The following is a 24,958-nucleotide window of genomic DNA, read 5'->3' on the forward strand; positions in this document are numbered from 1 at the left end:
CATAAGGAGAAAATTAAAAAAATACTCTACCAGCACTCGATTTGATAGCAAGGGGCAAAGAGTTAAATTGCCGTTTACAGATGTATAAAAAAAGATGGTCTTCCACAAAAGGGTGGAAGGCCATCTTTTTTGAATGAAGACTTTAAGCATGTTTACGTTTATATTTCCACATCATATACCGGTAGCGAATCGTACAGCCGATGCAATATCCGAGCAGAGCGGTACCTGCAGCAGCAATGACCATTATACCGAAGATGGTCCCGATAACGGACCAGCCTGTAAAAATAAACAACATGGAAAGTCCAATGCAGATTGTAGCGATCCACTGATTAAAGAGCTGTTGGTCTTTGTCTTCTGCCTGATATTGATTTAGCGGCTTATTTAGAAAGTTTTTCCCGAGCATAATAACAGGATTTTTCCTTGAAATCAGAGTATAAACTCCATTGATAAAAGGAAGCAGCAGCAGGGCCGGATAAAAAAGCAGTCCTGCGCCGACAGTTAAGATAATAAACGATTGATTCAGCTGTACGAGCGGTTTTGGAATACTCATAGGGGCACTCCTTTTTTAATGTTTATTATATAGGGTGATTTACTCGGAATAAAGATTTCAGCTCATTTATTTTTTAAAAAAAAGAGGAAAAGGTTACAAATGGAGGAAATTCGGGGATAGAAAAGTACAACTGTAGAGGAGGCTTCTGATTCATGAAGAAGATTATTAATTATGTGAAAGGTATAGTGTCAGAGTTTCAAAAAGATAATGTACCATTACTCGGTGCAGCCCAGGCTTATTATTATTTATTGGCTATCTTTCCACTGGCAATTTTATTGTTATCCATTTTGCCCTATTTAAATATCAGTCCTCAAGAAGCGATGAAGTTTATGAACAGTACCCTGCCTTCAGAGACAGCAAGTCTGATAGAGGATAATATTCTTGAACTGATTCAGACGCCGAATGGAGGACTTCTAACCGTAGGTATACTCGGTACTCTCTGGTCCGCTTCAAACGGTGTTAATGCTTTTATCCAATCTTCCAATATCGCTTATGATGTGGAAGAAACCCGTTCATTTATTAAGGTTCGTTTACTGTCAATGCTTCTGACAATAGGAATGATTGTCACTATTGCTGTAGCGCTTGCACTGCCAATTTTTGGGGAAGTCATTATATCGACAATCAGCAGCTTTTTAAATCTTCCGGAGCAGACTGTTGTTCTATTCCAGGTGCTTCGCTGGGTTATTAGTATTGTAGTCATGACTCTTAGTTTAATGGCTCTTTATCATTTTGCTCCTAATAAGACGTTTCCTTTTAAAGAGATTATTCCTGGAGCCATAATTACAGCCGTTCTTTGGCAGGTCGCTTCTCTTGGGTTTTCCTTTTATATAGGTAATTTCTCCAACTATTCCGCAACATACGGAAGTCTTGGAGGAGTGATTATCCTTATGCTGTGGTTCTTTATCACAGGCATTATTTTAATGGTCGGAGCCGAAATAAACGTCATCCGCCACCGCAGGAAGCAGAGAAGGGCACGTGCAGCATAGATGGGATCATGACGGGAATGAGTTTCCCGGCTTGAAGAAGCTCACCGTTACCCCGTGAAAAGCGAGTGCGGCTATCTTAATTCATTCAGCCGCATAAAAGAGAGGTACCATACCTCTCTTTTTTTATGTTCCCAGATCAAAATTTATAAAAAGTGGTATAAATAAGTAGAGAACTCGTACAAGTAATAGTAAGCGGTAAAAAGGGTTTAGGGGGAAGGCGAATGAAAAAGCGGTTAATGATCGGTTTGTTTATCTTATTTCCTATATATATTCTAGTTGTTTATTTATATTTGTTTCAATGGACAACACCTGGAGTACCGGAAGCCTATCAGGGTTCGGCGGCTGATCCAGCGACCTTTATGACAGCACAGGAAATGTCTCTGAGTGAAGAATATTCACGATACAGAAACCTTTTGTTCTTCATAGGTCTTCCTCTCGAGTTGCTTATATATATAGCCATTCTCGTTTTCGGCTGGTCGCCTGTTTTTAAACAGTTTGGTGAAAAGGTCTCTCGCTTTTCTATTGTTAACATTCCGATTTTTGTTCTGCTGCTCTCTACCGTCGTTTACATGATCAGCTTTCCGCTTGATTTTGTGGGATACCGGCTGTCATCTGCTTATGGAATTTCTACTCAAACCTTTTCAAGCTGGATGAAAGATGAGCTGATCAGCTTCTGGATAGGTTTTGTTATGATGGCACTTTTAGTAACCGTGTTATATATGCTGATTCGAAAAGCACCAAAGCGCTGGTGGCTGTATGGGTGGGGGCTGTTAATACCTTTTTTGGCTTTCATGATGTACATCCAGCCTGTAGTTATCGATCCGCTTTATAACGAATTTTCCGAGCTGAAGGATGCCGAGCTGGAAACTAAAATTTTATCACTGGCAGAAGAAGCCAATGTGCCGGCTGATCATGTGTATGAAGTAGATATGTCAGAAAAGACTAACAGCATGAACGCGTATGTCAACGGTATCGGTGATAATCTGCGGATTGTACTATGGGATACGACACTGAACCGTTTAGATGATACAGAAACACTTTTTATCATGGCTCATGAAATCGGCCACTATGTGATGAATCATCTGTATATGAACTTAGCAGGGGTTATTTTCGCAAGCTTCATCGGTCTCTATTTAACGTATAAACTGCTCATAAAGGTTATCACAAAGTGGGGAAGGGACTTTGGAGTTAAAAGTATTTCTGATATATCATCACTGCCTGTTCTTCTAGTACTGCTGACGGCGCTTTCGATTGCGTCCACTCCAATTGAGCTGCTGGTTTCCCGGCAGGCAGAAAAGGCAGCAGATGAATATGCTATTGAAATGACGCAGGACAAGGAAGCTGCCATCGGATCATTTCAGGAGTTGACCGTTAACGGCCTCAGTGAGGTAAACCCTCCGCTGCTCGTCAAGTGGTTCCGTTACAGCCACCCTACAATGATGGAGCGTATTCATATGCTTGAAGATTATGAAGAGGAATAAGAAAAGGCAAAGAGCACACAGGCTCTTTGCCTTCTTTTTTATTTAAACCAGCCTTTGTCCCGGAAGCGGGAAATCGCTTCAATTCGATTGGAAACTTCGAGCTTGTCTAAAATGACTGAAATATAGTTTCTTACCGTCCCTGTTGTAATGTATAACTGTTTGGATATTTCTTTCGTCGTTTTTCCATCGGCCATCAGCTGGATCACCTGTTTTTCACGTTCGGTTAACGGATTTTCTTCAGCAAAGGCGACATCGATCAGTTCAGGAGCAAATACTTTCTGTCCCTCCATAATCTTACGAATTGAATGGGCAAGCTCCTCACTCGGACTGTCTTTGAGCAGATAGCCAGTGACACCCGCCTTCTGGGCGCGTTCAAAATATCCGGCCCTCGCGAAAGTAGTCAATATGATCACCTTGCATTTATGATCTTTCAGTTCTTCTGCTGCATCAAGACCATTTTTGATAGGCATTTCAATATCCATAATGCAGACATCAGGGTTTAGATCATTGACTAAATCGCAGGCTTCTTTCCCGTTTTTTGCTGTTCCGATAACTTCCATGTCCTCTTCCAGATCAAGCAGAGAACCGAGCGCCCCCAGCAGCATTCGCTGATCTTCGGCAATAATAATACGAATCATAGCATTTCCTCCTGTTTCGGACTTTGATTGAGGTAAGGAACACTAATGGTAATTCTTGTCCCGTTATGAGAAGCAATTTCCAGACTGCCATTTACGAATTCCAGACGTTCTTTCATTCCTTGAATCCCGTGGCCGTCGAGTGAAACCTGAAGTTTACTAAAGCCAATACCATTATCCTGTACACGCATTTCAAAATCTTCTGGTGTTAATTGAAAACTCAGCCAGCACTCCGTCGCGTCACTATGCTTTACGACATTATTGACCGATTCCCGCAGGCACATACTCAGTACATTCTCCACGAGAGGAGGCAGGGGAGAATAGTGAAGCTGTTCAACGGAAAATTTGATTCCGGCTGCTTCCAGCACCTGCCGGACTCGCAGTATTTCTTCTTCCAGTTTTACACGTCTCATACTTGAGACCATTTCTCGGACTTCATTTAAGGCTGTCCGTGCTGTCTGGTTAATATCATGGATTTCTTTTTGGGCCGCTTCTGGTTTCTTTTCCACAAGCTTGCCGGCAAGATCGCTTTTTAACCCAATCAATGACAGCTTTTGTCCAAGGGTATCGTGAAGATCCCTGGCGATTCGTTCTCTTTCCTCAACCACCATCAGCTGGGCAATTTTTTTATTCGCATCCTCAAGCTGCCCTTCCAGCTTCTCCCGCTTAATCCGGTAATACACGGTGAATGGAAGCAGGATCACTCCGATCACACAAATAATAATGAAAGGAAGCTGTGGAAACAGGGCTTCATTTTGAGTAAGAAAAACAGTGGTGATTGCGGCAAGCGTTGTGACAAGGTTAACAATGTATAGTGTCAGAAATCCTGACAGCCGCGGGATATTTCCGATGAAAAAGGCAAGAAAAAGGGCAAAGTAAATGTAACCATAAAGCAGGGTCATCGTAACGCTGATCACCATTTTGAGGCTGACCCATACATAGACACTTTTGCTATGGGATATAAAGGACAGTCGATAAGCCAGGAAAAACACCAGGATCATCGAAACTCCAAAGAAAATTTCAAGGAGTGATGATGAACGGACTATGAAAAAGAAAGGAAGTAAACAAAAGATAATCCATATATATGTGCTGAGTCCCGTATTCTTAGGGATAATTTGAAACCAGTTTTGCATAATGTTCTCCTTTGCTTGTAGGTCTCTTTATTTTAACAAAAGAAGCCCTATTCCTGGAATAGGAATAGGGCTTTCTCTATTTATTTCTCAAAACTCGGATTCTTAATCGATACTTTCTGATTACGTTTTTTTACCTCTCTAAAGCTGACAAATGATTTGTTTTTCGTATCATACAGCCTGAAACGAAGTGACTTCAGGCTTGAGGCGAGCGTAATCGTCGTTGCTTTCTGCAGAGGAGGTGTCGATTCGTGAGCTTCTTCAAGCTTATAGTTTGGAACTCTTGGGCTTAAGTGATGAACATGGTGATAGCCGATACTTCCGGAGATCCACTGCAGGATTTTCGGAAGCTTATAATAGGAGCTTCCATCAACAGCTGCTTTAACAAAATCCCACTCTTTTTCATCTTCAAAGTAAGAATCCTCAAATTGGTGCTGTACATAAAAAAGCCAGATGCCAAGAAAGCCGGATATATACAAAATCGGAACATTAATCAGTAAGAATGCCTTCCAGCCGACAATGAAAATAAGAAGGCTGTAAAGTATGGCGACCGCTGCGTTTGTAAAATAAGTGTTCAGGCGCTCTTTCCTCTTTGGTCCTTTACGATTAAAGCGGTTGGTAAGACAGAACAGATAAAGAGGTCCTAAACCAAACATAACGAGCGGATTGCGGTAGAAACGGTAAGTGAGACGTTCTTTAAGAGAAGCTTTTTTATACTCCTCTACCGTCATAATCCAAATGTCCCCGGTTCCGCGTTTATCTAAATTACTGCTTGTTGCGTGGTGAATCGAATGTTCTCTTTTCCATTTTTCAAAAGGAAAGAGGGTAATGATGCCGGTAATATTTCCGATGATTCGGTTCGCTTTTTGATTTTTAAAAAAGGACATATGTGTACAATCGTGAAAGATGATAAAGATTCTGACGACAAAGGCTCCGGCTGCAAGTGAAAATGGCAGGGACAGCCACACAGAAACCGATAAGCTCTGATAAGCAAGAATCCAAAGAATCACAAAAGGCACGATTGTATTAATTAGTTGAAGAATGCCGGCTTTATTATCTGCCTTGGCAAAGGATGAGACGTCTTTTTTTAATTGTGCCTGTTTACGTTGGCTCATTTGATAACCCCTTTTTTGCTCTTTATTGTCTTCTAAGCATATTAAAAATATGTAAGTAATGTAAGACATAAACGTCAGGTGACAGGTATGACATTTATCATGGGTGTGAAGAGTTTTGACTTAATTTTTAAAATATTCCATAATTGACACTATCTTTTTTAGAAGGGAATGGATAGAGATTGGGATTAGAAAAAGAAGATTCACAGCCTGAGAGCCAACCGCGGAAAAAATGGGAAATGCCTGACACTTATGTCATTCTATTTCTTGTATTATTACTGGCTGTTGCCGCTACATATTTTGTTCCTTCAGGTACATTTGATCGAGAGACGGTTGATGGGGTGGAGCGGGTCATTCCGGACACCTTTTCATCAGTAGATGGTGAACCGACTGGATTTATGGAAATATTCCTTGCTTTGCAGGGAGGGATGGTAGAGTCCGCCGGCTTAATTTTCCTCGTCTTGTTTGCCGGTGGTGCCTTTGAAGTGATTGAAAGGTCGGGAGCCATAAAAGGCGGGATATTAAAAGCTGTACATAAGACGAAAGGGAAAGAATTCTTTTTAATCGGCGTTGTTTCCCTGCTTTTTGCTATAGGAGGAGCGGTCGGGGCAATCGCTAATGCCGTTATTCCATTTGTAGCCATTGGTGTAATCATCGCCCGGGCTCTGAAGCTTGATGCAATTGTGGCCGTCGCTATCACATTTGGCGCGACCTTTGCAGGGTTTAATGTTGGATTTATGAATCCTTATACGATCGGAATTGCTCAGTCAATTGCAGATCTGCCGTTGTTTTCCGGAATGGCGCTTCGACTGGCAGCATTTGTCGTAATTGTAGGGGTTACCATCTGGTACACGTGGCGTTATGCGAAAGGGATATTGAATGACCCATCGAGAAGCTTGATTGGCGTATTAGATAAAAGTGGCTCTTCAACGGAAGATTTAAAGGCCCCTTTTACGATGAGGCATAAACTGATGCTCAGCTTTGTCGGGCTGGCTTTAGCTTTCTTTATTTTTGCCACCATTCAATTCGAGTGGACGACAGACCATATGGCTGCTTTCTTTATTATTATCGGTTTAGTATGCGGCATAATTGCCGGGATGAATTACAATAAGATCGCTTTAACGTTTCTTGATGGCTGTCAAAAGCTTGTCTATGGTGCGCTTATTATCGGTGTGGCCCGGGCTATTTTAATTGTTATGGAAAATGCCCAGATTCTCGATACTGCTGTAAATGCTTTAGCAGTGCCGCTTGAAAGCATGACACCTATAATGGCAGCTATGGGGATGTTTGCCGCCAATGGAGTGATGAACTTCCTCGTCCCATCGGGAAGCGGCCAGGCGATGATTGCCATGCCTATTTTGACTCCACTGGCAGATATGGTGGGAGTAACCCGCCAGGTAGCCGTGCAGGCATATCAGTTCGGTGATGGATTTACAAACAGTATCTTTCCGACATCCGGCCCACTAATGGCCAGTCTGGCTGTTGCCGGTGTACCGTGGCTTAAATGGGCAAAGTGGATGCTTCCGCTCCTGCTTATATGGATGGTTATTGCTGTGGTTATGTTAAGCATTGCTGTTCTGATTAACTGGGGCCCTGTTTAAGAGATGGAGGGGCAGTTCCTGTATAAATAGGAGCTGTCTTGTTTAATTTGTAAGGGTTTTCATTATGTGTGATATTATGGATGTAGAACAATAATGGAGGAGGAATACGGTGGGAAATCACGGAAACCAAGTTCAATTTCAAGTGTATCAAACGATGCATAACCCTGACCCTGACAGGCTGCCTGTTATTTTTGAAGAGTGGGAAGAGAAAGCACGTGAAGTATTAGCTGATGGGCCTTATTATTATGTAGCCGGAGGAGCCGGCGGAGAAAGTACGATAAAAGCCAATGTTCAGGCTTTTGATGAATGGAAAATAATTCCTCGTATGCTCCGTAATGTAGAAAAACGGGACCTGTCGATTGAACTTCTTGGCCATTCGCTTAAGTTTCCTATTTTACAAGCCCCGATAGGCGTTCAGTCGATTATTCATCCAGATGGAGAACTAGCTTCAGCCCAAGCTTCCGCAGAGATGGGTATCCCTTACATAACGAGCTCAGCAGCTACGGTGCCTATGGAGCAGATTTCAACAACTATCGGTGAAGCACCTCGCTGGTTCCAGCTCTACTGGAATAAAGACCCCGAGGTGACTGCAAGCTTTCTAAAACGGGCGGAGAATGCCGGTTACTCAGCGATCGTTATTACGTTAGATACCCCGATGATGGCATGGCGGGAGAATGATTTAAAAAATGTATATCTGCCGTTTTTAGCAGGCGAAGGTGTAGGCAATTATTTTACAGATCCTGTTTTTTGCTCCCGCCTTTCACAGTCGCCAAAGGAAGATCCCACAGCTGCTATTACGCAGTGGACCCAGACCTTCGGAAATCCTGGCCTAACGTGGGAGGAGCTTTCTTTTATTCGTAAACATACCACTCTTCCGATTCTGTTAAAAGGCATCCTTCACCCTGAAGATGCACAGCTCGCTTTAGAACATGGGGTGGATGGAGTCATCGTATCTAATCATGGGGGCCGCCAGGTAGATGGGGCAATTAGTGCCTTACATGCTCTGCCATTAATTCAGGAAGTTATTCAAGATCAAATCCCCGTGTTAATGGACAGCGGGATCCGGCGCGGGGCTGATGTGATCAAGGCGCTGGCACTCGGAGCGAAAGCGGTGCTTGTCGGGCGCCCTTGTATGTATGGCTTAGCAGTGGCAGGGCAGCGCGGTGTCCGGGAAGTGCTGAGAAATTTAACAGCAGATCTGGATATTACGCTTGCTTTAACAGGAGAAAGTACGGTAAGAAATTTAGATGCTTCTCATTTATATAAAATGTAACATTGGGTAAGATCCTGATAAAAAGCATCAGGGTCTTTTTATTTTTGAGCTTTTTCGACATAATAAGAGGGACTTATTATTCGGGGAGGTCGATTTATGAAAAAACCAGCTATTACAGTCGTAGGAAGCCTCAATATGGATCTCCTTACAACGGCTTCGAGAATACCGGATCAGGGGGAGACGAATTTCGGTGAGTCTTTTTCCATGAAGCCCGGGGGAAAAGGAGCAAATCAGGCCGTAGCAGCGGCCCGTCTTGGTGCTGACGTTTCATTAATAGGCAAGGTCGGAAATGATTCTATCGGGGAACAATTAATCCAGCATATGAAGCAGGAAAACATAAATACAGAGTTTATTGGGTCTTCAAATACACAGGCAACGGGTGTGGCCAACATCCTGCTCACGAACAAGGATAACCGGATAATGGTTATATCCGGTGCAAATAAGGAAGTAACTCCTGATTTGTGCACTCTTTTAAAGAAAAACTGCTGAAAAGCGATGTTGTCCTGAGTCAGCTTGAGGTACCGATTGAAACGGTAGAATGGACGGCGGATTACTGTCATAAGCATGGGGTTCCATTTATTTTAAATCCTGCACCCGCTGTGCCTCTTGCTAAGACTGTATGGGAGAAGTGCAGCTATATCACACCAAATGAGCCGGAAGCTTCTCTATTATTTTCTAAGTGCTCTTATGACCAGCTGATTATGACCTTAGGTCCGATCGGGGCAAAATTTAAGGAGCTGATTATTCCGGGATATCCTGCAAAAGTAGTGGATACAACAGGAGCGGGCGATACCTTCAACGGGGCTCTTGCCTTTTCATTGGGGGCGGGCTATGCTGTAGAGCAGGCGATCGGGTTTGCGAATGCAGCTGCTGCTTTTTGTGTAGAGAGTTTTGGGGCACAGTCTGGCATGCCGACTTTTGAACAAGTCGAAGAGCGGATGAGACTTAACGCCTAAAGATTAAATTTCCTTTTATTTCCCAGGGGAAATTTGATACGATAGAAACTACAATTTAATCTCTTATCAAGAGAGGTCGAGGGTATGGCCCGCAGACGCCTCAGCAACCTGTGTTTTTAACGCAAGGTGCTAATTCCTCCAGGTGATTGGACCTGAAAGATAAGAAGAGTCATACGTACATAAAACGGTCTCTTCTTATTTATAAAGAAGAGATTTTTTTGTGGAAAATCATTCAGAGGAGAGGATAGACATGATTAAGACAGAACAGGCACCGTTTAAAGCAGACCACGTGGGAAGCCTTCTTCGCCCGAATCGAATAAAGGAAGCGAGAAATCAGAAAGAGCAGGGAGAGATATCTGCAGAAGAATTGCGTAAAATAGAAGATGAAGAAATTATTAAGCTTGTTGAAAAACAAAAGCAGACAGGCCTCCAGTCAATTACTGATGGTGATTTACGCCGTTCATGGTGGCACTTTGACTTCCTTGAAGGATTAAAAGGGGTAGAAGGATTCACACCTGAAGAAGGAATAAAGTTTAAAGGGGTAGAAACGAAAGCTCATTCCGTCCGGGTAATTGATAAAGTAGACTTTGACAGGCACCCGATGCTGGAAGATTTTAAATTTCTGCATTCTGTAGTTGGACCGGATCATGTCGCGAAATTTACAATTCCGAGCCCGAATATGCTCGTTTTCCGGGGCGAAATCGACAGAAACGTTTACTCAGATGATGAATCGCTCCTAAAAGATCTTACGAAAGCTTATCGAAAAGCGATTCAGGCTTTTTATGACGAAGGCTGCCGCTACCTTCAGCTTGACGATACTTCCTGGGCTGCCTTTTTCTCAGAGGAAGGACGTCAGAAGATAAAAGACCGCGGGCAGGAACCTGAGCGGCTTTTACAGCTTTTTATTCAAGCGATTAATGAATCAATAGCTGAAAAACCCGAAGACATGGTTATTACGATGCATATCTGCCGCGGGAACTTCCGCTCAACCTATACAGCGGCAGGAGGCTATGACACGATTTCAGAGACATTGTTTAATGAACTGAATGTTGATGGGTTATTCCTTGAATACGATACGGAACGTTCAGGCGGATTAGAGCCGCTCAAGCAAGTAAAACGGGACGATTTAAAAGTGGTGCTTGGATTTGTTACTTCAAAATTTCCCGAGCTTGAAGATAAGGAGAAAATCAAAGCTCGATTGAGAGAAGCCGCTCAGCTTGTACCTAAAGAACAGCTTTGTTTAAGCCCTCAATGCGGATTTGCATCAACCGAAGAAGGGAATATTATAACGGAAGAGGAGCAGTGGGCAAAACTGCGCCATGTTGTAGAAATTGCTGATGAGGTGTGGAACTAGAAGCAAGCAGGAATAGGAGTGAAAGCCGATGGATTCTTTTTTGAAACGGGTAGAGCCTTACTGGAATACAAGTGATGAAACAGTCTTGAAAATTATTATGCTTTCATTAAGGGGACAGGCAGGTATACCTGACCGACTAATCGCCGAAAGTTTAAGAAATAGCAGGCAGAACGGCTGGTTTCCTTATATATCCTGGTTAAATGGAATCACTCTTAAAGAAGAAGCTGTACAGGAACTCACAGTATCCCTGAAGGCTTCAGAAAATCCTCATTTTTTTCAGCCGCTGATAGAGAAGATAGACATTGGGGTTCTAGCCCGGTATAAAGATGAGCTTTACTCCTTTATAACGAATGACGTGTGGGATTACTATGAAAAAATCCTCTCTTGTAATACAAAAAACGAACTTTATCCACTTTATACGGAAATTATTCGAAAGCTCGATGAGAATTATGAACCGCAATTTTTAATTTCAGCTAAAATGGCTGTTGATTATATGGTGAAGAAAAACTGGATGGATGGAGAAGAAGCGGTTGGTGAGTTAGAAGAAGCTCTTCAATCGCCTTCCACTTCCTTTCATACTGCAATGAACGCCTATGCGCTTAGTTACTTCCCTGATGATCGATATGTATATCCATTAGTAAAAGCCTTGACCAGTGAAGATATTCTTCTCCGGGGTATGGCTGCCCAAACACTGTGTACTTATCATTCAAGTGCCGTTATAGAAGAACTTTATCCACTTTGCCAGATGGAAGAGGAAACACTCCCTCTTCAAGTTCTTATCCAGATAAAAACGGATGAAGCTTTACAGGCTCTGCGGCAGCTGTATTCAGAATCGAAGGATTTGGAGTACAGGGAAGCAATTGTGGAAGGGATGTGTCTCCACTTTTCCGAGGATACACTGCATGAAATTGAGGAGTTTATGGAACAGGGACAATTTACAGGGCTAATTGATCTCGATGAAGTAACCTATGTTTATTACAAAGTTGTAGATTTAGACCGGATCCGGCTTTTGCTTTGGAAGGATCATGAAGAACAGGAAAGCTCGTAGAGGACGATTTAGACATTTCTAATTCGTCCTCTGCCTGTGTTATAAGATATTAAGTGTGGCTGAGTTTTTCTTTTAATGCGGAAGCAGTGTGTAAAGCGGCTTTATCATTATGGATTTCGCCAGGCTTATTGGCTTCTCCTAATATGTAACCATTTAATGTGGTTCCAAAGAATTGAAGAATATATTCAAACTGCTGAATGAGCGGAAGCCCTTTGACAGAAGGCTGATCCCCGCCAACAGCAATTACATATACCCACTTTGACTGCATCTTCTCTTTAAAATCTTTATATTTTTCTTCACGCAGTGATTGTGAAAAGCGGTCAATAAAGGTTTTCATCACACATGTCATGCTGTACCAGTAAATCGGTGTAGCAAATATAATGACTTCATGTTCTAACAGCTGGTCAAAAATATCGCTGAAATCATCAGTGATTGGCTCAAATCCTTCTGCTGAATGACGACCATCCTTAATAGGGGTAATCTGATGATCCCTTAAAAAAACATGAGTAGTTTCATCAGGAGGAACCGCGAGCATGGCTAGTGTTTCCGTATTTCCATTCGGTCTTGTTGATCCGTGAATCACTAAAATCTTCATTGTTCTCCCTCCTTTTCACTAGATATTAATACCATATACTAATTCTTTATTTCGTTCCATAGCCAGTGTGTAAACTTTTTCTTGAATAATATAGTTAGTGGGTTCTATCAGCTGTAAAAGGGTATATGGAAAATGAGGTGTTCTGTGAATAGCTTTTTGTTCATTTAGTTTAAAAGCTTCCTATTTAAATGAAGCTTACGGAAAATGACTCCCTTTTTGAGCGGCGAGCTAGCTTGATTCGCTTGCGTGTCCCGCCATTTCTCAGCCTCTTTAACGATAATAGTGGTAACAGAATGTTAAATTTTCGTAAAGTTCATGGGGAGAAGCACGAGAAATTTTAAAAGACCGTTTATACTTATAATCATAGCCGGGGAACGGTGATAATCCTATCGGAAAGAAGAACAGGGCAAGATTCCGGAAGGCTTTAACCTGAGAAAGCTCACCATTTGCCTATGGAAAGCGAGTCTTTCCCCGGCCCCGGTTTTCAAAAAGCAAACAGAACCTCTTTTCCGATAATGGAACAAAAAGAAGTCTTCAAATATTTTCCTTTTGATGCTGAAACCCGCAGCTGGTTTCGTTCGTATTATAAGAAAACCTGTCACGGAGGAAACCAAAATGAGTAATCAATCCGTACTCCGCGTAAACCAGTGTCATGTCTATATACGGGAGGAAAAAATTCTTTCAGACATTTCTTTTGAGGTCCCTAAAGGTGTCATAACAGCGCTTGTCGGTCATAATGGTGCTGGAAAATCGACTCTAATGAAAGCTATCATCGGCAGTCTGGAACGTTCTGAAGGAAGCATTAAAATTAATGACATGGATCAGGATGAAAACTATGCAGATTACAAATATCAATACAGTTATATCCCGGAAGAACCGCTTCTTCTGCCTGAACTGACTGTATTTCAGCACTTTCAGCTTTATCAGAAAAGTTATGACATTCCAGATGAAATTTTTATTCCCCGTGCCAATCATTACGCGGAGACTTTTGAACTGATTGATAAACTCGATGAATACCCGGAGGCACTGTCTAAAGGAATGAGACAGAAAACACAGGCTATTTGCGCGCTTCTCCCTGATGTTCCCCTCCTTTTAATAGATGAACCGTTTATGGGGCTGGATGTATACGCAGGAGCCTCTCTTATTGAAGTTCTCCAAGATAGAAAAAATGACGGGACAAGTATATTGCTTACAACTCACCAGCTTGACAAAGTACGAAATCTGGCTGATGAATTTGTTATGCTGACGGGCGGGTCTGTTTCTGATTCAGGAGCCATTGAAAATTTTGAGACACTGGATCGGAGGGAATCTTGATGAACCTTTCGACATGGGAAGTGTACAGATGGGTCCGTGGTCAACGTATTAAAAAAAAGTTTGATCTTTATAAACAAGGGTTCAGGCTTGTCTTTGATTGGACGGTTTTTATTTACATGGTGGTCTTCGGAATGGTGTTTCTCATTATGCTGGCCGATTGGCTGACACATTTTCTCCCTGTTATTGCAAGCTGGGAGATGAGAGTGGAACAGTGGCTGTGGATTCTTCCTTCAGCACTGCTCGTAAAAGCCGTTCTCCAGTCATTCACACACTCAGGTTTAACTTTTACCTCTTCTGAATTAAAGCTCAGCATGCTTCCTCATACTCGGAAAGATATGCTTTGGCACATGGCTTTAGTATATGGGTTCTGGCAGCTCCTGGCTGTTTTTGGGCTGGCGGCCATTATCGGGATCATGACGCCTTTTACTAATTCATTTACATTTCGAATGGCTGCCGTTTATTTTCTCTTTTTTACTTTAACGATCGTTGTTCAATGGAAATTGTATTCTGTTTCAAAATGGAAAAAGCTGTTGTGGGTGGTTTTCATACTGGCTTTTGTAGCCGGGATGAGAGGAATGACAGAGTCCTTTCAGTGGGATAAGGCATGGATCGGCTTATGCCTGGGTTTAATTCTATTAGCGGTAAATGTTTACCTGCTTCCGCGTCTTCTTCATGGGGTAAATTGGGGAAGAGTCGTTGAGGTGAATGATGCAAGGGTTTGGAATATACGCTTAATCAGCCAGATGACAAGTGTAAATATCAGACCGCCGAAAAGGTATGGAATAGTCCAGACTTATTTCAGAAGCCGTAGTGCCAAACAGAGGTTTACCACCATTTACCAGCTGTATCACAGAATGTGGCGGCGTTATTTTCTGCAGAATTTCGGTTATATATGGAAAACAATGGGCATCTGCCTTCTTGTAATCGGCCTTTTTCCACATCAGGCGTCGTGGCTGATTTACTTTGCATGTCCCATAGCGTTATTTGTGTATGTTGAGATTTCTGGAAGCTTATTCATCAATCATTTTACTGAACATCCTTTATTGTCTGTTGTACCTATTGAAGAGAAAGGCTGGCAGGAAAGCTACTTTCGGTGGGGAGCATGGGGGCTTGTTCCTTTGCTGTTTGTCTTCTTTATTACAGGGTGGAGTATTAAAGAAATAAGTTTGTTTTTAATTATTCAAACAGGATGTATGGCAGTATGGGGATTAATTGACCTGAAGCAGATCCTGTTGATTCGAACACAGATTTATCTTAGAAAAAGAACAAGACAGCAAAACTGGCTGCGCCTGTTTGGATATCTCGTGATAGGAGCAGGGATTTATTTTCCGCCTGCCCTTTTAGGATTGCTCGTACCTTTTTATGTAAACCGGCAGATTCATCTTCTCTTTTTGCGACCTAAAGTTTAATATATCTGAGATTTTTATTTTTTTCATATAATTTAAATATTTAATTTTTTGTAAACTGCCCCTAAAACCGACAAAAACCGGCAAGCGGGGCGGAATGTTATATAGTTGGAAAAATATTGGTTGTTTGTGAAATTTATAGGGTACTAGGTACTAGATATTATGTTACGATAGAATGGCGAGCGTTTTTTCAAGACAGCTCATCTTTATCTGGGAGGAAAGTTCTATGAGTGAATTAGTATATCTGATGATCTTTGCGGTTTTGGTCATTGTTTTCGGGCTTCGGGAGAGACAGTCATTGGACCGCCGGTTAAAAAGGATTCCCACCCGGATTCTAGTGAACGGTATTCGAGGGAAATCAACGGTTACCAGACTCGTAATGGGGATTTTAAAAGAGAACGGTGATAGAGTAGTTGGTAAGACGACCGGAACTTCTGCCCGTATGTTTTATTGGGATAAGGAAGAAGAAGAGCCTATTGTTAGAAGTCTTCAAGGTCCGAACATCAGCGAGCAGATGCATATGGTCAAGAAGGTTGTAAGGAAGAGAGCCGACGCTTTTGTGAGTGAGTGTATGGCGGTAAATCCTACATACCAGGAAGTATTTCAGGAAAGACTTGTCAAATCAAATATTACTATTATTGCAAATGTGATAGAAGATCATCTCGATGTTATGGGTCCTACATTAGATGATATTGCTAAAGCGTTTAGTTCTACCATTCCGTACGATGGATATGTAGTTATACCAGAAACACCCTACCAATCTTACTTTGAAAAGATTGCGAAAAAGCGGGGCAGTCAAGTGGTGGTGGCTGATGAAAGCTTGATAGATGAAGAGTATTTGAAGAAGTTCCCGTTTATGATCTTTCCTCAGAATGCTGCATTGGCATTAGCTGTAGCTGACATATTAGGGATAGATCGAGACACGGCCATGCAGGGTATGCTCACAGCACCTGTTGATCCCGGAGCGATGAGGGTTCACCATTTAGGCGATCCACATGCTCCGAAATACTTTTTCAATGGATTTGCGGCTAATGATGTGACTTCAACTCTTAATATCTGGAATAGGATTAAAGAATTAGGTTACCCAACGGAAGACGTCACGGTTGTTGTAAACTGTCGTCATGACCGTGTAGAGAGAACCATCGAATTTGCTGAAAAAGTACTGCCGAAAATGGATATAGATCGTCTTGTTTTAATCGGACGAGAAGTTCATCCGATTTTAACGGCTTATGATGAAGGAAAGATTTTAACAAAATATATGGTGAATCTGGAGAAGCAGCCAGTAGAAGAAGCCTTGGATTACATTGAAGGCTTGCCTCCTCATGCCGTCATTTATGGTATTGGAAACATTCATGGAGGCGGGGATGAGCTGGCAGAAGCCATAGAAGCAAGAGAAAGCTCGCCTGCTCAAATCAAAGAAGTATTCATAGAGGAAGAGAAAGAAGAGAAATACTCTTACTCTGCCACTGGAGCTAAGAACAGCTTCCAGGCCAATAAGTATTAGAATAAAGGGGTTGGACGTACAGTGTTCGGTACGGATTTATATATAGCCATTGTCATAGGGGTTTTACTAAGTTTATTATATGCAGAAAAAACAGGCATTGTCCCGGCAGGACTAGTTGTCCCCGGGTATATTGCCTTAATTTTTGACCAGGTCATGTATGTGCTTGTCGTAGCTTTAATCAGTGTAATTACATATTTGCTGGTGACGCAGGTGCTTTCAAGGTTTACAGTTTTATACGGACGGAGAAAGTTTGCTGCTATGCTGACAGTAGGCGTACTGTTAAAGATGTCTATGGACTATCTCTACCCACTAACCCCGTTTCCGGTAATGGAACTCAGGGGGATTGGAGTTATCGTGCCAGGATTGATTGCCAACTCCATTCAAAAGCAGGGTGTCATTCCTACGTTTAGTTCTACTTTCGTGATTGCCTTCTTTACCTTTGTTTGTATTACGGTCTATCACTTGATCTAGGGGAGTTTATTTATGAAAGAATCAAAATTAAAGTCATTTATGCAGGTGTGGGTTAAAAAACACCGGCAGAGAGCTTTACCGCATTCTATTATTCTAGCGGTGCTTTTGGCCATTCCTTTTTTTGCCCATGGGAAAATTGATGAAGTCGAGCCGCCTTCTAATACGAGACCTGACAATGTAGATTACCGTGTCTCTATGGTTGGGGACATGATGCTCGGGCGGCACGTTCAGGAAGCAGCTGACAGAAGCGGTGAATCAATCGGTCGTGTTTTTGACTATGTAACACCATATTTTCAGGAATCTGATTATTCAACGGGAAACTTTGAATCACCTATTATAGATGCAGAGAACCCGGAAATAGAAAGCCAGATGGAAGATTATGAGCTTCATAATAAAAACATTCATCTCTATTCAAATAAAGGAGCAGAGCAGGCAATTGTGGATGCCGGCTTTAATTCCGTTAACATGGCGAACAACCATGCGATGGATTATGGAAACCTCTCTTTAACGGAAACGTTAAAGCACATGGAGACCGTTGATCTTGATTTGCTGGGGATTGGGGAAGTACTCGATTCCGGGGAGGCCCGGGGTGATGTAGAAAATCCTGAGCACCTGGAAGATGTTAAGGATGCTGGTGAAATCAAATATTTTGATATTAATGAGAACTATAAAGCCGCTATCCTGGGATTTACGGATGTCTATGTTAGTGGATACAGTGCCGGTGATTATGTAGGCGGCGTATTGACGAATGATGGATTAAATGTCCTCCAGGATAGAATTAGAGAAGCGAAAGAACAGGCTGATATCGTTATTGTTCACAGTCACTGGGGAGAAGAATATCAGGTGGGCTCCAGCCGTGAGCAGGAGAATTTAGCCTGGCTGATGACAGACATAGGCGCTGATATTATTATTGGACACCACTCCCACGTTCTTGAGCCGGTAAGTATTGTAGAAACAGCAAATAATAAGTCTCTTGTGATGAACAGTTTAGGGAATTTTGTTTTTGACCAGGGATGGTCACGGACGAAAGAATCAACATTGGCACAGCTTGATTTCCTTGACGATGGAAGTGTCGATTTATCGTTTGTTCCAATGCAGATTTCAGATACAAGACCGAGAGAGACATCAGGAATTTTAAAACCATATCGTGATTACAGAATATACCGCACGCTCCGCAAAGAAATAGATAGAGATCTGTGGCGTGTGGAAGACGGCCGCTTAAAAATTGATGTAGAGAAAGCAGGCGTACTTGATTACGGGGGGTCTGCTTCATGAAAAATTACAAAGTTTATTTAAGAATTACTAACATTACCGCTATCATAGTTTTTATCGGCCTGGTAGCGTGGAACTATTATTTCGAAGATGAATTTGATGCTTTTCGCGAGCCTTATCAGGACCAGCAGACCTCTGATACGATTCAAGTAGACACAGAGGATGATAATGCATTCGTCTACGGGGTAAGTGCCCTTCACCCTCTTGCTGTTGAAGCAGGAATGGAAGTACTAAATAATGGCGGAAATGCTGCAGAAGCCGCGATTGCAGTTTCCTTTACATTAGGTGTAGTTGAACCTTATGGGTCAGGAATCGGCGGAGGCGGACAGATGATTGTTCATGAACCAGGAAAACAAGCCATGACATATGATTACCGTGAGGCAGCTCCAGTGAGCGGATCCTGGCCCGAACGGGGAGTGGCCATTCCTGGTTTTGTAAAAGGAATGGAAGCTCTCTATGAAGACTATGGCGAAAATGTAAAGTGGGAAAGCTTGCTGGATCAGGCGGTTACTTACGGTGAAGAAGGGTTCGCCGTTGGACGGATTTTTAATGAGCAGATTCAGAGCTCAAACCGTTATCTGGATATGCCTCCAGCACAACAGGAATTGTATTATCCGCAGGGTCAGCCAATTGCGATGAATGAAACACTCGTTCAACAGGAGTTAGCTGATACCTTAAAGGTCATTCAGCAGCAGGGAGCGGACGGCTTCTACGGTGGGGAGCTCGGTGCACAATTGACAGCTGAACTTGGTCTGCAGGAAGGAGACCTGGCTTCCTATGAGGTAGCCAAACGAGAAGCCCCCTCCGGAACGTTTAAAGGACAGAAAGTATATGCTGGATCTTCACCGACATCAGGTATTATCGTCATCCAGGCGTTAAAAATGATAGAGGATTTAGAAGGAAATCTGGACGAGGTCATAAACCAGGAATTTGCTGATCAAAATGGCCAGCTCCCAGAATTTTTACAAAATGGGACTCCGGAAAATATGGAGGATTTAATAAATAATCCTCAATGGAGGCCTATTTACATCCATTTGATCAACAAAATGTCAGACGCGGTCTACTCAGATCGAGTCAAGACACTGGGTGATCCTCAGTTTGTAGATGTCGATCAGCAGAAATTGACCTCTGATGCCTATGTGGACAGTCTTTTCCAGGAAGAGTTCCAGAATGGAGACGGATTGACCAGCTCTAACGATTGGTTCAGCAGTCCAAATGACTTCAAAGATTCTCGAAACACGACACACTTTGTAGTTGTAGATAAAGACGGCATGATGGCATCTGCGACAAACTCATTAGGAGAGTTTTTCGGTTCAGGCCGCTATTCTAACGGCTTCTTCTGGAATAATCAGCTGAATAACTTCGATACCGCAGAAGGATCGATGAACGAATATCAGCCGGGGAAACGTCCGCGTTCCTTTGTTTCACCAATGATATTTGAAGAAAATGGAGAAGCTGTGTTGGGACTTGGATCTCCAGGAGGTTCCAGAATCCCGGCAATGCTGTTCCAAACGATCCTTCAGTATGAATATGGTCTAACCGAAGATAATGAAAAGCTGTCACTTCAGGATGCAATTATGAGATCACGCTTCTATACCGAAGATAATGTTGTTCATTTAGAAAATATGATCGCCCCTGAATCAGTGGATATTTTGCGAAATGAACTGAATTATTCAGTAATTGAACATAACTCTCCGCTCTACTATGGAGGGGTTCAAGGTCTCGGTATTCGAACAGAAGGAAATACGAAAGAAATGTACGGCGGCGGTGACCGCAGACGTCTTGGGACATGGCAGATTGCCGACCAGGATGGCCTTGTAGAAGATGAAACAGAAGAATAAAAAGGAAAGACTGTTGAGCGTTAGCTCGGCAGTCTTTTTTTCTATATACAAACCATATTTAGTGAAATAAAATTTCTAAATATGAAACATATTATTGACAAAATAATTCAAAGGAAATATGATAAAGATACCTTCATAATTGTCGCAATTTTTACAATACTATATTAAAGCGTTTACATAGAGAACCATTATCTTCAATATATAAAACCAACCATAGATATTAAAGGTAAGGAGAAGATCGGGCGCATGGAGTTATCGAAATTAACAACAGAGCAAAGAAACAAAAATAGTTACAGCCTGGATAAAATGACAATAATGGAAGCCTTACATACGATCAACAATGAAGACAAAAAAGTAGCCCAGGCCGTAGAAACCGTTCTTCCAAAACTTAATAAATCAATAGAGAAAATCTATGAATCTCTATCTGCGGGAGGACGGCTGTTTTATGTAGGAGCCGGTACTAGTGGAAGATTGGGAGTGCTGGATGCTTCAGAATGCCCTCCCACTTTTATGACACCTCCAGGCATGGTTCAGGCCGTAATGGCCGGTGGAAGTGACGCCTTTTTCAACGCGGCAGAAGGATCTGAGGATAATGAGGAACAGGGTGCTGCTGACCTGAAACAACGTGATCTTAAGGCTGGAGATGTAGTCATTGGGATTACAGCCAGCGGGCGGACACCATATCCAATCGGTGCCTTAAAATACGCTAAAAAGATCGGAGCGTACGCTATTTCACTTTCATGTAATGAAAATTCACTGATCAGCCAGTATGCGGATTGCGATATCGAAGTAGTGGTGGGGCCGGAGGTGCTGACAGGTTCTACAAGGATGAAAGCAGCAACTGCCCATAAGATGATCCTAAACATGATCAGCACGACTACAATGGTTCAGCTTGGAAAAGTTCATGAAAATCTAATGGTCGATGTTCACGCCAGTAATTACAAGCTGATGGAACGGGCTAAACATACGATCATGGAGATTACCAATGCAAGTTATGAACAAGCAGAGAATGCCCTTAAGCAAACAAATCATGAGGTAAAGCCGGCTGTAGTCATGATTGAAACAGGGGCAAGCTGTGAGAAAGCCGAGCAGGCGATTAAAGAAGCAAAGGGCTATGTAAGAGAAGCAATCGCTAAAATAGTAAATCAGCAGCGCACGTAAACTTCAGAAACTACATCAGCAGCTCCTTTTTCAGCTATTGATGCGTTTCATATACTTAACAATTATTTAAAAGGGGGAAGTATTTTGAAGAAGCTGTTTCAAGGGCCAAAGGCTTTATTATGGACAGGATTATTAATGTTGATTCTTGTCGTGGGCTGTTCATCCAATGAATCCTCTTCTGAAGGTGAAGGAGGTTCATCCGAAGGGTCTGGAGAAGGAGGAGTCTCCGGGGAGCTTGAACTGCAATACTTTGTCGGTGGTTACGGCGATTCCTGGTGGAAAGAAGTCATTGCAGACTTTCAGAAAGAGTATCCTGATGTATCCGTCGTGGAACATGCAGGACCTAATATTAATGAGGAAATGAGATCGCGCTGGGTCTCCGGCGATCCGCCTGATGTTGTTTATATCGATGGAGCAGGCTCGAGTGAAACGCAAATGGTGGAAGACGGTCAGTTAATGAACTTAACCGATTGGGTGAAAGAACTGGAAGTCGAAGGCGACCCTCTTATGGATAGTTTTCTCGTAGAACCAGCTACTTATGATGGTGACATTTACTCCCTTCCTTTAGTGTTTGATACGTGGGGCACATGGTACAACAAAGCCATGTTTGAAGATAAGGGTTATGAAGTTCCATCAGACTTTGACAGCTTTATGAGTACGATGGGCGAGATTCAGAAAGGTGAAGATATCGCACCTTTTGTTACAACAGGTCAGCATCCTTATTATTTCTTAAGAGGTGTATTATATCCGGCGTTTGGCGCAGCTGGAGGGGATGAGCTTCTTACAGATGTTATTACAGGAGCTGAAGGTGCATGGACGAGTGAGCCAGTCCTTGAAGTTATGAAAAAAGTAGAAGACATGCAGAAAGCGGGATACATTGATGATGGATTTGGCGCACTGAACCATACCCAGTCTCAAATGGACTTCCTGCTCGGAAAAAATGCTTTTATCCCAGTAGGATTCTGGCTTCCAAATGAAATGAAGAATGATGTGCCTGAAGACTTTACATTTGGTTTTATTCCTTCTCCAATGCAGAACGAGGGCGAGCCGTTCTCTATCGTCCCTGACCTGCGTCCGCTGGCAATTGCGGAAGGAGCAGAAAACCCTGAAGCTGCAAAAGCTTTCGTGGAGTTCGTATTCACAAGAGAATATGCAAAATCATTCTCTGAGCATACCGGAGCCATTATGAACTTAAATGGTGTGGATCTTGCAGAAAGTGAAGGAGTACCAGAGTACTTGATTGAAGCAAACGAAATGATCAACGATCCTGAGAAAGTTCAGCTGAATAATAAGCCTCACCCAATGAGTGCAGATCTGGAAGAGCCGATCAGTAATGCACTTGTATCCTTAATGCTTGGAAATATTAGCGCTGAAGAATTTACGGAAGAAGCAGAGAAAGCCGCAGAACAATACCGTAACAGCAACTAGGTGACTGATGGATATGGAATATAGAGGCAGCGCCTTTATATTCCATATCTTATTTCATAAAGAAAGAGTGATTGGGTGGTACAGTCTAAGAAACAAAAATATACGTTTTTAGCCTTTTGTTTAATTCCGACATTCATTATGTTTTCAATCTTTACTCTCTATCCATTATTTAATGGATTATATTCTTCATTCTTTGATTGGTCAGGTGCCTCGCAAGCTAAAATCTTCGTTGGATTTGACAACTACATAAGGCTGTTCAATGACAGTATAATTCCCCGCACAATCTACCACGATTACTTTTTAGTCATCACAAAGGTTGTAGGGATCATGATACTGGCTCTTTTCTTTGCCGTAGCTTTAACACAGCTGAAGATAAAAGAAGCTCCGTTTTATCGGATTATCTTCTTCTTTCCCAATATCATGTCTGTAGTGGTTATCGGTATTTTATGGGCCTTTATTTATAACCCGAGCCTTGGATTAATTAACTCTGGTCTTGAAGCAATTGGACTTGAAAGCTGGACCCGCCCCTGGCTTGGAAGCGAAGATTGGGCCCTGCCAAGTCTAGTGCTGCCATCTGTGTGGGCAGGAATTGGCTTGTTTATGCTGATGCTGATGGGCGGCATTGCTAACGTATCAAAAAGTTATTATGAAGCGGCGGAAATTGACGGTGCGAATGAATGGCAGCAGTTTTGGAAGGTTACATTGCCGCTCGTCTGGCCGCAAATTAAAATCTCTATTCTATATATTGTCATCACTACACTTAATGGCTCATTTATAATCGTCCAGGTTATGACTGGCGGCGGACCTAATAACTCCACTCATGTCATGGGCTCCTACTTGTACCAGCAGGCGTTTAAGCAATATAACTTCGGCTATGGTGCAACAATTGGAGTAATGATTCTCATTTTTTCATTAATCACTGTTCTCATTCTTCAATTCTTTATGAGACGTGAGCGTGTGGAATATTAGGAAGGAGGGAAAACCTGTGCATAAGAAAAGAAGTGTCAGTCAAATACTTGGCAGAGCAGGAATACGAATCCCGCTCATCCTTTGGTCAATTGCTGTTTTATATCCGATTCTATGGATGTTTATTGGTTCATTTAAATCCAATGGTGAAATTTATGCTAACCCATGGGGGCTGCCGGCAGAATTCAAGCTCGATAACTTTATTCAGGCCTGGTCCGATTTTAATATCGATACGAGCGTTTTTAACAGCTTGATCGTCACTGTGCTTGGAGCTGTTCTAACTTTAATGATGGCCATTCCAACGGCCTATGCAATAGAAAGAGTCCGATTTAAAGGGAGTCACATTCTCTTTATCATCTATGTGTCGGCGATGATGATTCCTATGGTGCTCGGATGGATCCCTTTATTTTTCTTGCTTCAGCAGATTAACCTGCTGAATAATATTTACGGTTTGGCCATTGTTTATGCAGTCAGTCAGCTGCCCTTTACCATTTTTGTGCTTACTAGCTTTATGGGGACTATTCCAAAATCACTGGAGGAGTCCGCGTCAATGGATGGCCTTTCCCCATATGGCATTCTTTTAAAGATTATTACACCTTTATCTATGTCAGGGATTATTACAGTTACAATTATGAATGCTATTCAGTTTTGGAATGAATATTTTATGGCTCTTATCTTCCTGCAGACAGAAGAAAATTATACGCTCGCTTTAGCCATCGACTATATCAGCAATGAAGCCCAGTATACAAATGCCTGGGGAACGCTTTTTGCCAGTCTTGTTATTGCGATCGTACCTGTTATTATCTTATACGCCATTTTCCAGCAGCGGATTGCTAAAGGAATGACGGAAGGGGCAATTAAAGGTTAATATGGA

At 42.3% G+C, this 24,958-nt stretch carries 23 protein-coding genes and 1 riboswitch; of the genes, 18 read left to right on the forward strand and 5 right to left on the reverse strand.

Going from position 1 to position 24,958, the window contains the following annotated elements:
- Positions 1–142 precede the first annotated feature (142 nt).
- The gene (locus B7E06_RS01530) at positions 143–550 is read right to left on the reverse strand and encodes a DUF4395 domain-containing protein (RefSeq protein WP_082232204.1); all 408 of its coding nucleotides are present in this window, start codon (positions 548–550) and stop codon (positions 143–145) included.
- Positions 551–702: 152 nt separating this feature from the next.
- On the opposite strand from B7E06_RS01530, the gene B7E06_RS01535 reads away from it, so the two are divergent.
- Both B7E06_RS01535 and B7E06_RS01540 read left to right on the forward strand, forming a co-directional pair.
- Entirely contained in the window at positions 703–1,536 is an 834-nt protein-coding gene (locus B7E06_RS01535) for a YihY/virulence factor BrkB family protein (RefSeq protein ID WP_082232205.1), read from the forward strand.
- A gap of 221 nt (positions 1,537–1,757) precedes the next feature.
- A complete protein-coding gene (locus B7E06_RS01540; protein WP_082232206.1) occupies positions 1,758–3,017 on the forward strand; it encodes a M48 family metallopeptidase in 1,260 nt (419 codons plus the stop codon).
- A gap of 38 nt (positions 3,018–3,055) precedes the next feature.
- On the opposite strand, the gene B7E06_RS01545 is transcribed toward B7E06_RS01540, so the two are convergent.
- From B7E06_RS01545 to desA, 3 genes are all read right to left on the reverse strand, one after another.
- Positions 3,056–3,655 (reverse strand): response regulator transcription factor, encoded by a 600-nt coding sequence (locus tag B7E06_RS01545; RefSeq protein ID WP_082232207.1) that lies wholly within the window; start codon positions 3,653–3,655, stop codon positions 3,056–3,058.
- Positions 3,652–4,785 carry a sensor histidine kinase gene (locus B7E06_RS01550; RefSeq protein WP_082232208.1) on the reverse strand — a complete coding sequence of 378 codons (1,134 nt, stop codon included), beginning with the start codon at positions 4,783–4,785 and terminating at the stop codon, positions 3,652–3,654. Before B7E06_RS01550 ends, B7E06_RS01545 begins: the two co-directional genes overlap by 4 nt.
- An 80-nt stretch (positions 4,786–4,865) precedes the next feature.
- Positions 4,866–5,897 (reverse strand): Delta(5) desaturase DesA, encoded by a 1,032-nt coding sequence (desA, locus tag B7E06_RS01555; RefSeq protein WP_082232209.1) that lies wholly within the window; start codon positions 5,895–5,897, stop codon positions 4,866–4,868.
- Between the two features lie 179 nt (positions 5,898–6,076).
- Here desA and B7E06_RS01560 point away from each other — a divergent pair, with 179 nt between their 5' ends.
- The 6 genes from B7E06_RS01560 (at position 6,077) to B7E06_RS01580 (ending at position 12,126) form a co-directional block, all read left to right on the forward strand.
- Positions 6,077–7,495, forward strand: a complete 1,419-nt coding sequence (locus B7E06_RS01560) for a YfcC family protein (RefSeq protein WP_245807650.1) — start codon at positions 6,077–6,079, stop codon at positions 7,493–7,495.
- A 109-nt stretch (positions 7,496–7,604) separates the two neighbouring features.
- Positions 7,605–8,768: a lactate 2-monooxygenase gene (locus B7E06_RS01565; RefSeq protein WP_179133916.1), complete on the forward strand. Its 1,164-nt coding sequence runs from the start codon at positions 7,605–7,607 to the stop codon at positions 8,766–8,768.
- A 96-nt stretch (positions 8,769–8,864) separates the two neighbouring features.
- Positions 8,865–9,257 carry a PfkB family carbohydrate kinase gene (locus B7E06_RS22310; RefSeq protein WP_342743611.1) on the forward strand — a complete coding sequence of 131 codons (393 nt, stop codon included), beginning with the start codon at positions 8,865–8,867 and terminating at the stop codon, positions 9,255–9,257.
- Positions 9,230–9,724 carry a PfkB family carbohydrate kinase gene (locus B7E06_RS22315; protein WP_342743612.1) on the forward strand — a complete coding sequence of 165 codons (495 nt, stop codon included), beginning with the start codon at positions 9,230–9,232 and terminating at the stop codon, positions 9,722–9,724. The genes B7E06_RS22310 and B7E06_RS22315 overlap by 28 nt, the downstream gene beginning before the upstream one ends.
- A gap of 60 nt (positions 9,725–9,784) precedes the next feature.
- Positions 9,785–9,890, forward strand: a riboswitch (SAM riboswitch).
- Positions 9,891–9,974: 84 nt separating this feature from the next.
- A complete protein-coding gene (locus B7E06_RS01575; protein ID WP_082232211.1) occupies positions 9,975–11,078 on the forward strand; it encodes a 5-methyltetrahydropteroyltriglutamate--homocysteine S-methyltransferase in 1,104 nt (367 codons plus the stop codon).
- A 28-nt stretch (positions 11,079–11,106) separates the two neighbouring features.
- Positions 11,107–12,126 carry a HEAT repeat domain-containing protein gene (locus B7E06_RS01580; protein ID WP_082232213.1) on the forward strand — a complete coding sequence of 340 codons (1,020 nt, stop codon included), beginning with the start codon at positions 11,107–11,109 and terminating at the stop codon, positions 12,124–12,126.
- A gap of 49 nt (positions 12,127–12,175) precedes the next feature.
- Here the strand turns inward: B7E06_RS01580 and B7E06_RS01585 are convergent, their stop codons facing one another.
- Positions 12,176–12,721, reverse strand: a complete 546-nt coding sequence (locus B7E06_RS01585; protein WP_082232215.1) for a flavodoxin family protein — start codon at positions 12,719–12,721, stop codon at positions 12,176–12,178.
- 615 nt (positions 12,722–13,336) lie between these two features.
- Here B7E06_RS01585 and B7E06_RS01590 point away from each other — a divergent pair.
- The 10 genes from B7E06_RS01590 (at position 13,337) to B7E06_RS01635 (ending at position 24,952) form a co-directional block, all read left to right on the forward strand.
- Positions 13,337–14,035: an ATP-binding cassette domain-containing protein gene (locus B7E06_RS01590; protein WP_082232217.1), complete on the forward strand. Its 699-nt coding sequence runs from the start codon at positions 13,337–13,339 to the stop codon at positions 14,033–14,035.
- Entirely contained in the window at positions 14,035–15,444 is a 1,410-nt protein-coding gene (locus B7E06_RS01595) for a hypothetical protein (protein WP_082232219.1), read from the forward strand. The genes B7E06_RS01590 and B7E06_RS01595 overlap by 1 nt, the downstream gene beginning before the upstream one ends.
- A 223-nt stretch (positions 15,445–15,667) precedes the next feature.
- The gene (gene pgsB, locus B7E06_RS01600; RefSeq protein ID WP_082232221.1) at positions 15,668–16,945 is read left to right on the forward strand and encodes a poly-gamma-glutamate synthase PgsB; all 1,278 of its coding nucleotides are present in this window, start codon (positions 15,668–15,670) and stop codon (positions 16,943–16,945) included.
- A gap of 21 nt (positions 16,946–16,966) precedes the next feature.
- Positions 16,967–17,416 carry a poly-gamma-glutamate biosynthesis protein PgsC gene (gene pgsC, locus B7E06_RS01605; protein WP_082232223.1) on the forward strand — a complete coding sequence of 150 codons (450 nt, stop codon included), beginning with the start codon at positions 16,967–16,969 and terminating at the stop codon, positions 17,414–17,416.
- A gap of 12 nt (positions 17,417–17,428) precedes the next feature.
- Positions 17,429–18,691 carry a CapA family protein gene (locus B7E06_RS01610; protein WP_082232225.1) on the forward strand — a complete coding sequence of 421 codons (1,263 nt, stop codon included), beginning with the start codon at positions 17,429–17,431 and terminating at the stop codon, positions 18,689–18,691.
- Complete coding sequence (locus tag B7E06_RS01615; protein ID WP_082232227.1) at positions 18,688–20,529, forward strand: gamma-glutamyltransferase family protein; 1,842 nt, start codon at positions 18,688–18,690, stop codon at positions 20,527–20,529. The genes B7E06_RS01610 and B7E06_RS01615 overlap by 4 nt, the downstream gene beginning before the upstream one ends.
- Positions 20,530–20,775: 246 nt before the next feature.
- On the forward strand, positions 20,776–21,690 hold the full coding sequence (murQ, locus tag B7E06_RS01620) for an N-acetylmuramic acid 6-phosphate etherase (protein ID WP_082232229.1): 915 nt from the start codon (positions 20,776–20,778) through the stop codon (positions 21,688–21,690).
- A 135-nt stretch (positions 21,691–21,825) separates the two neighbouring features.
- Positions 21,826–23,118, forward strand: a complete 1,293-nt coding sequence (locus tag B7E06_RS01625) for an ABC transporter substrate-binding protein (RefSeq protein ID WP_143414542.1) — start codon at positions 21,826–21,828, stop codon at positions 23,116–23,118.
- A 75-nt stretch (positions 23,119–23,193) separates the two neighbouring features.
- On the forward strand, positions 23,194–24,087 hold the full coding sequence (locus tag B7E06_RS01630) for a carbohydrate ABC transporter permease (protein ID WP_082232233.1): 894 nt from the start codon (positions 23,194–23,196) through the stop codon (positions 24,085–24,087).
- A gap of 16 nt (positions 24,088–24,103) precedes the next feature.
- Complete coding sequence (locus tag B7E06_RS01635) at positions 24,104–24,952, forward strand: carbohydrate ABC transporter permease (protein ID WP_082232235.1); 849 nt, start codon at positions 24,104–24,106, stop codon at positions 24,950–24,952.
- The last annotated feature ends 6 nt before the right edge of the window (positions 24,953–24,958 follow it).

Source organism: Halobacillus massiliensis, assembly GCF_900166625.1.
Lineage (GTDB): Bacteria > Bacillota > Bacilli > Bacillales > Halobacillaceae > Halobacillus_A > Halobacillus_A massiliensis.